Origin of the sequence: Mycobacterium sp. 852013-50091_SCH5140682 (genome assembly GCF_001665685.1) — a bacterium.
Lineage (GTDB): Bacteria > Actinomycetota > Actinomycetes > Mycobacteriales > Mycobacteriaceae > Mycobacterium.
The window spans coordinates 52,194-60,533 of sequence record NZ_LZTB01000011.1 but is presented as its reverse complement, the minus strand read 5'-3'; the positions used below and the strand labels follow the sequence as shown (position 1 = coordinate 60,533).

General features: G+C 67.1%; 11 protein-coding genes. 10 read left to right on the top strand and 1 reads right to left on the bottom strand.

From position 1 onward, the window contains the following. Nucleotides 1–37: 37 nt before the first annotated feature. Complete coding sequence (locus A5784_RS03835) at nt 38–250, top strand: MbtH family protein (RefSeq protein WP_064942498.1); 213 nt, start codon at nt 38–40, stop codon at nt 248–250. 11 nt (nt 251–261) lie between these two features. On the opposite strand, the gene A5784_RS03830 is transcribed toward A5784_RS03835, so the two are convergent. Continuing rightward, the gene (locus A5784_RS03830) at nt 262–573 is read right to left on the bottom strand and encodes a type II toxin-antitoxin system VapB family antitoxin (RefSeq protein WP_064942496.1); all 312 of its coding nucleotides are present in this window, start codon (nt 571–573) and stop codon (nt 262–264) included. A 173-nt stretch (nt 574–746) separates the two neighbouring features. Between A5784_RS03830 and hrcA the strand changes: the two genes are divergently transcribed. The 9 genes from hrcA to era all read left to right on the top strand — a co-directional run bounded on the left by hrcA (nt 747) and on the right by era (nt 8,338). Next, entirely contained in the window at nt 747–1,778 is a 1,032-nt protein-coding gene (gene hrcA, locus A5784_RS03825) for a heat-inducible transcriptional repressor HrcA (protein WP_029373148.1), read from the top strand. A gap of 21 nt (nt 1,779–1,799) precedes the next feature. Next, nucleotides 1,800–2,951: a molecular chaperone DnaJ gene (gene dnaJ, locus A5784_RS03820; RefSeq protein WP_064942494.1), complete on the top strand. Its 1,152-nt coding sequence runs from the start codon at nt 1,800–1,802 to the stop codon at nt 2,949–2,951. 15 nt (nt 2,952–2,966) lie between these two features. Next, nucleotides 2,967–3,716, top strand: a complete 750-nt coding sequence (locus A5784_RS03815) for a 16S rRNA (uracil(1498)-N(3))-methyltransferase (protein WP_064942492.1) — start codon at nt 2,967–2,969, stop codon at nt 3,714–3,716. A 191-nt stretch (nt 3,717–3,907) separates the two neighbouring features. Then, nucleotides 3,908–4,075 carry a hypothetical protein gene (locus A5784_RS38105; RefSeq protein ID WP_109784132.1) on the top strand — a complete coding sequence of 56 codons (168 nt, stop codon included), beginning with the start codon at nt 3,908–3,910 and terminating at the stop codon, nt 4,073–4,075. A 164-nt stretch (nt 4,076–4,239) separates the two neighbouring features. Further along, complete coding sequence (locus A5784_RS03810) at nt 4,240–5,286, top strand: PhoH family protein (protein WP_064942490.1); 1,047 nt, start codon at nt 4,240–4,242, stop codon at nt 5,284–5,286. Further along, nucleotides 5,283–5,819 (top strand): rRNA maturation RNase YbeY, encoded by a 537-nt coding sequence (gene ybeY, locus A5784_RS03805; protein WP_064942488.1) that lies wholly within the window; start codon nt 5,283–5,285, stop codon nt 5,817–5,819. The genes A5784_RS03810 and ybeY overlap by 4 nt, the downstream gene beginning before the upstream one ends. After that, entirely contained in the window at nt 5,816–7,120 is a 1,305-nt protein-coding gene (locus A5784_RS03800; protein WP_064942486.1) for a hemolysin family protein, read from the top strand. Before ybeY ends, A5784_RS03800 begins: the two co-directional genes overlap by 4 nt. Then, the gene (locus A5784_RS03795) at nt 7,107–7,424 is read left to right on the top strand and encodes a cytidine deaminase-like protein (RefSeq protein WP_064942484.1); all 318 of its coding nucleotides are present in this window, start codon (nt 7,107–7,109) and stop codon (nt 7,422–7,424) included. Before A5784_RS03800 ends, A5784_RS03795 begins: the two co-directional genes overlap by 14 nt. After that, nucleotides 7,421–8,338, top strand: coding sequence for a GTPase Era (gene era / locus A5784_RS03790; RefSeq protein WP_064942482.1), 918 nt, complete (start codon nt 7,421–7,423; stop codon nt 8,336–8,338). The genes A5784_RS03795 and era overlap by 4 nt, the downstream gene beginning before the upstream one ends. The last annotated feature ends 2 nt before the right edge of the window (nt 8,339–8,340 follow it).

Sequence of the window (8,340 nt, the reverse complement as noted above, 5' to 3'; positions counted from 1 at the left end):
ACCGATGAGCGCTTGCGCGAAGAGGAGACCAGCACCGATGAGCACCAACCCGTTCGATGACGAGAGCGGCACCTTCTTCGTTCTGGTGAACGACGAGGAGCAATTCAGCCTGTGGCCGGCGTTCGCCGACCTGCCCGAGGGTTGGCGGGTGGTCTTCGGTGAGGGCAGCCGGTCGGACTGCGTGACCTACGTCGAGCAGACGTGGACCGATCTGCGACCCCGGAGCCTGCGCGAGGCCATGGCCGGGTAGGCCGCGCGTCGTCACATCTGGGGCAGCGGCGAGTCCATGTCATACAGCCGGGCGTGCAGGATGGTGCGGTTTCGCAGCGCCGCGCGGACCGCGCGGTGCAGACCGTCCTCGAGATAGATGTCGCCCCGCCACCTCACTGCGTGCGGGAACAGATCGCCGTAAAAGGTCGAATCCTCCGACAGCAACCGATCGAGGGCCAGCACGGTCGTGGTGGTGACAATCTCGTCGAGCCGCAGCTGCCTGGGCGGGATCCGTGACCAATCGCGGTAGGTCAACCCGTGTTCGGGGTACGGCTTGCCTTCGATGACACCCTTGAAGATCATCGCCGACCTGCCTCCGGGTTACCTGTACGCGGGCTTGGCAACGGCATGGTTGCCAAGGCTAGTACCCGCACCCGCCCATGCGCACCAACTACAGAGTCGGTAAAGGTCCAGCTGGTCAGTAAAATAGATCAAGCGGTATGAGCTTTACGACGACTCGAAGGGCAGGTGAAGAGGTGGGGAGTGCCGACGACCGTCGTTTCGAGGTGCTGCGTGCCATCGTTGCCGACTTCGTTGCCACCAAGGAACCCATCGGTTCGAAGACCCTCGTCGAACGCCACAATCTCGGGGTGTCCAGCGCGACCGTGCGCAACGACATGGCGGTGTTGGAGGCCGAGGGTTACATCACCCAACCGCACACCAGCTCGGGCCGGGTGCCCACCGAGAAGGGGTACCGGGAGTTCGTTGACCGCATCGACAACGTCAAACCGCTGTCGTCGTCGGAGCGTCGCGCGATCCTGAACTTCCTGGAGTCCGGCGTCGACCTCGACGACGTGCTGCGCCGGGCCGTGCGTCTGCTGGCGCAGCTGACCCGGCAGGTGGCCATCGTCCAGTACCCGACACTGTCCACGTCGACGGTGCGCCACCTCGAGGTGGTGGCCCTGACCCCGGCGCGGCTGCTGCTGGTGGTCATCACCGACACAGGCCGGGTGGATCAGCGGATCGTCGAGCTCGGCGACGCCATCGACGATCACCAGCTGTCCAAGCTGCGGGAGATGCTCGGGCAGGCACTCGAGGGCAAACCGCTGACCGCGGCGTCGGTCGCGGTGTCGGACCTCGCCAGTCAGCTCAACGGCAGCGGCGGCCTGGCCGACGCGGTCGGCCGTTCGGCCACCGTGCTGGTCGAGACGTTGGTCGAACACGTCGAGGAACGGCTGCTGCTCGGCGGTACGGCCAACCTGACCCGCAATACCGCCGACTTCGGCGGTTCGCTGCGGTCGGTGCTCGAAGCGCTCGAAGAGCAGGTCGTGGTGTTGCGGCTGCTGGCCGCGCAGCAGGAGGCCGGCAAGGTGACCGTGCGGATCGGTCACGAGACCGAAGCCGAGCAGATGGTGGGGACGTCGGTGGTGAGTACCGCCTACGGCAGCTCGGGCAAGGTGTACGGCGGCATGGGTGTGGTGGGACCCACTCGAATGGACTATCCGGGAACTATCGCTAATGTCGCTGCGGTTGCTCTGTACATAGGTGAAGTCTTAGGCAGCCGCTGAGCGGCATCTGAAAGGTCTGGCGTGGCACGCGATTATTACGGCTTGCTCGGAGTGAGCAGCGGTGCGAGTGATTCGGAGATCAAGCGCGCTTATCGGCGGCTTGCTCGCGAACTGCATCCCGACGTCAACCCCGACGAGCAGGCCCAGGCTCGGTTCACCGAGATCCAGGTCGCCTACGAGGTGCTCAGCGATCCCGAGAAGCGCCGCATCGTCGACATGGGCGGGGATCCCATGGAGTCCGTCGGCGGCGCGGCCAACGGCGGGTTCAGCGGCTTCGGCGGGCTCGGCGACGTCTTCGAGGCGTTCTTCGGCGGCGGCACCACGTCACGCGGGCCGATCGGCCGGGTTCGGCCCGGTGCGGATTCCCTCCTGCGGATGCGTCTGGACCTGGAGGAATGCGCCACCGGCGTGACCAAGCAGGTCACCGTCGACACCGCGGTGCTGTGCGACCTGTGCCAGGGCAAGGGCACCAACGGCAAGTCCACCCCCGTGACGTGCGACACCTGCGGCGGGCGCGGCGAGATCCAGACCGTGCAGCGGTCCCTGCTGGGTCAGGTGATGACGGCGCGTCCGTGTCCCGTGTGCGGCGGGGTCGGCGAAGTGATCCCGGATCCGTGCACCCGCTGCGGCGGCGACGGCCGGGTGCGGTCGCGGCGCGAGATCAGCGTCAAGATCCCGGCCGGTGTCGGCGACGGCATGCGGGTGCGGCTGGCGGCCCAGGGCGAGGTCGGCCCGGGTGGTGGCCCGGCGGGCGACCTCTACGTCGAGGTCCACGAAAAGCAACACCCCACCTTCGTCCGCGACGGCGACGACCTGCACTGCACGGTGTCCGTGCCGATGGTCGACGCCGCGTTGGGCACGACCGTGACCGTCTCGGACATCCTCGACGGCGACACCGAGATCACCGTCGCCGCAGGCACCCAGCCGGGGTCGGTCACCACGCTGCGCGGACACGGCATGCCGCATCTGCGCTCGGGTGTGCGTGGCGACCTGCACGCGCATATCGACGTCGTGGTGCCGTCGCGGCTCGACCACACCGACATCGAACTGCTGAGCAAGCTCAAGGAGAACCGCGCCCGAGACACCGCCGAGGTGCGCTCGACCCAGTCGGCGTCGGCGACCGGGAACGGCGGATTATTCAGCCGGCTGCGCGAGACGTTCTCCGGCCGCTGACCTCGTGGCATCGCTGTGACGAGGGCACTGTTCTACCTTGACGCGCTGCCCGCGACCGGTGAGCTGGCGCTGCTCGACGGCGACGAGGGCTTCCACGCGGCCAATGTGCGCCGTATCCGAGTCGGTGAAGAGATCGACCTCGCCGACGGCGCGGGCACCCTGGCGCACTGCGTCGTCGAAGAGACCGCAAAGGGGCGGCTGTCGGCCCGGGTGCTGCAGCGGCGCGTCGTCGCCGCCCCCAGCCCGCTGGTGACCATCGTGCAGGCGCTACCCAAGTCCGACCGCTCTGAGCTGGCCGTCGAACTGGCCACCGAGGCCGGCGCGGACGCGTTTCTGGCCTGGCAGTCGGCCCGCTGCGTGGCCCGCTGGGACGGTCCGAAGGCGGACAAGGGTTTACGCCGCTGGGACGCGGTGGCTCGCGCGGCATCCCGGCAGTCCCGCCGGGCCCGCATCCCGACGGTCGACGGTGTGGTGTCGACGGCCGAGCTGACCCGGCGCGTCGCCGATGCGGTGGCCGCCGGCGCACTCGTGCTGGCTCTGCACGAGTCGGCGACCGTGCCGATCACCGAACTGGCTATCGCTCAAGCCGATTCACTGATGCTGATCGTCGGCCCGGAGGGCGGTATCGCCGACGAGGAGATCGCCGCGCTGAATGCGGCAGGGGCCCGGGCGGTACGGCTGGGGCCGACGGTGCTGCGCACGTCGACGGCCGCGGCGGTCGCGTTGGGCGCCATCGGGGCGCTGACGTCGCGGTGGGCGCTCTGACCACCGGGGGTCGGTAGCCAGCCGCGGCTCAGAATCGGCTGGACCACGGGCGCCGAGCGATCAATTCCTGCCATGCGCCGATCAATTGCTGCCACCGGAATTAAGTCCCTGACCTGCGTGTTCTAACTATCAGACCGGCGATGAACACACCACCGGCCGACACCTAGAAGACGAAGGGTCCGGGGATCACCATGAAGAAGTTCGGATTTGCCACCATCATCGCGAGCGGAATGGCCGCCGCGGTTCTGGGTCTGGCCGGTGCCGCGCAGGCGGACGTCAGCCACCACGACTGGCTGGATCAGATCGGCCCGCATGTGACCGTGCCGCAGGTGGACACCAGCGTGCACCAGAGCCACTGACACTCAGCACTGATTGCGAAGGGGCGCCCTCACCGGGGCGCCCCTTCCGCGTCTGCCCTGCTTTATCCATTGGGACGCTGTCACCGACCGGCGGTAAACTGGGGTGAGCAAACTGTCCTGGAACTGCCACAACTCGACATCCGGAAGTAGGAACCAAAACCCACGTGACGCCCCGCGAGACAACAGCCGATTCCTCGGCCTCCACGTCGGAATCGGTCCGCAGCAGCATCAGTGTTCAACCCGACATCATCGTGGGTCTGCTGGGTTCGGCTGACGGAAACCTGAGGGCACTCGAACGCCTGCTCGCCGCCGACATCCACGTGCGCGGCAACGAGATCACCTTTTCCGGCGAGCCGGCCGATGTGGCATTGGCCGAGCGTGTCGTCGCCGAGTTGGTGGCCGTGGTCTCCAGTGGGCAGGCGGTGACGCCGGACGCGGTGCGGCACAGCGTCGCGATCCTCACCGGAACCGAGGACGAGTCGCCTGCCGAGGTGCTGACGCTGGACATCCTGTCCCGGCGCGGCAAGACCATCCGGCCCAAGACGCTCAACCAGAAACGCTATGTCGACGCCATCGACGCCCACACCATCGTGTTCGGCATCGGCCCGGCCGGCACCGGCAAGACCTACCTGGCCATGGCGAAGGCCGTCAGCGCACTGCAGACCAAACAGGTCAGTCGCATCATCCTGACCCGCCCCGCGGTGGAAGCCGGTGAACGCCTTGGCTTCCTGCCCGGCACTCTGAGCGAGAAGATCGACCCATACCTGCGGCCGCTCTACGACGCTCTGCACGACATGATGGACCCCGAGCTGATCCCAAAGCTCATGAGCGCCGGCGTGATCGAGGTCGCGCCGCTGGCCTACATGCGGGGAAGAACGCTCAACGACGCCTTCATCATTCTCGACGAAGCGCAGAACACCACGGCCGAGCAGATGAAGATGTTCCTGACGCGGCTCGGGTTCGGGTCCAAGGTCGTCGTCACCGGCGACATCACCCAGATGGACCTGCCCGGCGGCGCGACCTCCGGGCTGCGCGCGGCCATGACCATTCTCGACGGTATCGAAGACATCCATTTCGCCGAATTGACCAGTGCCGACGTGGTGCGCCACCGGCTGGTGTCGGAGATCGTCGACGCTTACGCACGACATGAGGAGCCGGCATTGCTGAACCGGGCCCAGCGCCGATCGTCCACCGGGCGGTCGCGGCGATGAGCATCGAGGTATCCAACGAGTCGGGCATCGACGTCTCGGAATCGGAACTCATCAGCGTCGCACGGTTCGTCATCGAGAAGATGGATGTGCATCCCGCCGCCGAACTTTCGATGGTGTTGGTGGACAGCGCCGCGATGGCCGATCTGCATATGCGGTGGATGGACCTGCCCGGGCCCACCGACGTCATGAGCTTTCCGATGGACGAGTTGGAGCCGGGAGGCCGGCCCGACTCGCCCGAGCCCGGCCCGGCGATGCTGGGCGACATCGTGCTGTGCCCCGAGTTCGCTGAGCAGCAGGCGGTCAAGGCCGGGCATTCGCTCGGCCAGGAACTGGCCCTGCTGACGGTGCACGGCGTGCTGCACCTGCTGGGCTACGACCATGCCGAGCCCGACGAGGAGAAGGAGATGTTCGCGCTGCAGCGCCAGCTCCTCGAAGAGTGGGTGGCCACCCAGGTGCAGGCCTATCACGACGACCGTCAGACGCAGAAGGATCAGCGCCTGCTGGACGAGTCCCGATACTTCGACCAACCGTGAGCGGACTCGCCCCACTGCTCGGCGCCATCGCGCTGGTCGGGTTCGGCGGCCTGTTCGCAGCGATCGACGCGGCGTTGTCGACGGTGTCCATCGCCCGCATCGACGAAATGGTGCGCGACGAGCGGCCCGGTGCGGTGCGGCTGGCCCGCGTCGTCGCGGAGCGTCCGCGCTACATCAATCTCGTGGTGCTGCTGCGTATTACGTGCGAAGTCTGTGCCACGGTGCTGCTGGTGGCCTACCTCGACGGCCGTCTCGGGGTGACCTGGGGCCTGGTGAGTGCGGCGGCGATCATGGTGGTCACCAGCTTCGTGGCCATCGGCGTCGGCCCGCGTACCGTCGGCCGGCAGAACGCCTACTCGATCGCGCTGATGTCTGCCATTCCGCTGCAAGCGATTTCGGTGCTGCTGACGCCCATCAGCCGGCTGTTGGTGTTGATCGGTAACGCCCTCACGCCGGGCCGCGGGTTCCGCAACGGACCGTTCGCATCCGAGATCGAGCTGCGCGAAGTGGTGGATCTGGCCCAGCAACGCGGCGTGGTCGCCGACGAGGAACGCCGGATGATCCAGTCGGTGTTCGAACTCGGCGACACCCCGGCCCGCGAGGTGATGGTGCCCCGCACCGAGATGGTGTGGATCGAAAGCGATAAGTCGGCCGGACAGGCCACCTCGCTGGCAGTGCGCAGCGGACATTCGCGGATGCCGGTGATCGGGGAGAACGTCGACGACGTTGTCGGTGTCGTCTACCTCAAAGACCTTGTCCAGCAGACCTATTACTCCACCAACGGGGGCCGGGACACCACCGTGGCCCAGGTGATGCGTTCGGCGGTGTTCGTCCCCGATTCCAAACCGCTCGACGAACTGCTCAACGAGATGCAGCTGGCCCGCAACCACATGGCGCTGCTGGTCGACGAATACGGCGCGATCGCCGGGCTGGTCACCATCGAGGACGTGCTGGAGGAGATCGTCGGGGAGATCGCCGACGAGTACGACACCGACGAGGTGGCTCCCGTCGAGGACTTGGGCGACAAGCAGTTCCGGGTGTCGGCGCGATTGCCGATCGAGGATCTGTGCGAACTGTACGACCTGGAGCCGGACGAGGACCTGGACGTGGACACGGTCGGCGGTCTGCTGGCCCTGGAACTGGGCCGCGTCCCGCTGCCCGGTGCGGAGGTGAACTGGGGTCGGCTGCGGCTGCACGCAGAGGGCGGCCCCGATCATCGCGGCCGGGTGCGGATCAACACCGTGCTGGTGAGTCCGGTCGAGACTGACGAAGAGGAGCAAAAATCAGATGACCGAACTTGATGCCGAGGACACCAAACTTGTGGTGCTCGCCCGCGGGGCGATGGGCCGGGCCGAGGCCTCAGCGGGCGCCGCGGTCCGCGATATCGACGGCCGCACCTACGCCGGTGCACCCGTACAGCTGGCGGCGCTGCAGTTGACGGCGCTGCAGTCGGCGGTGGCGGCCGCAGTGTCCAGCGGCGCCGCGGGATTGGAGGCGGCGGTACTGGTCGGCGGTTCAGCGGATGACGCCGGAGTGGCTGCGGTGCGGGAGCTCTCCGCCGACGCCGCGGTGATCGTCACCGACCGGGCAGGGAATCCGGTATGAGCGACGAGCGCGAATTCCGGTCAGGCTTCGTCTGTTTCGTCGGCAGGCCCAACACCGGCAAGTCGACACTGACCAACGCCCTGGTCGGCAGCAAGGTCGCGATCACGTCGAACCGCCCGCAGACCACCCGGCACACCATCCGCGGCATCGTGCACCGCGAGGACTTCCAGATCATCCTGGTCGACACACCCGGCCTGCACCGGCCGCGGACGCTGCTGGGCCAGCGGCTCAACGATCTGGTCAAGGACACCTACTCCGAGGTGGACGTGATCGGCTTGTGCATCCCCGCCGACGAGGCCATCGGGCCCGGAGACCGCTGGATCTATCAGCAGATCCGCGCTGTGGCACCGAAGACGACGCTGATCGCCATCGTCACCAAGATCGACAAGGTGCCGAAGGACCGCGTCGCCGCGCAGCTCATGGCGGTCAGTGAGCTGGTCGGGCCGGACACCGACATCGTGCCGGTCTCGGCCACCGCCAATGAGCAACTCGACGTGCTCACCGATGTCCTCGTCTCCAAGCTGCCGCCCGGCCCCGCCTACTACCCCGACGGTGAACTGACCGATGAGCCCGAGGAAGTCCTGATGGCCGAGCTCATCCGCGAAGCCGCGCTGGAAGGCGTGCGCGACGAACTCCCGCACTCGTTGGCCGTGGTGATCGAGGACGTCTCAGAAAGGCCAGGAAGGGAAGACGACAATCCCTTGATCGACGTGCACGCGATTCTCTACGTCGAACGCGACAGCCAGAAGGGCATCGTCATCGGCAAAGGCGGCGCGCGCCTGCGAGAGGTCGGCACCGCGGCCCGCACCCAGATCGAAAAGCTGCTCGGTACAAAGGTTTATCTGGACCTGCGGGTCAAGATCGCGAAGAACTGGCAGCGTGACCCCAAACAGCTGGGGCGGCTGGGGTTCTGACG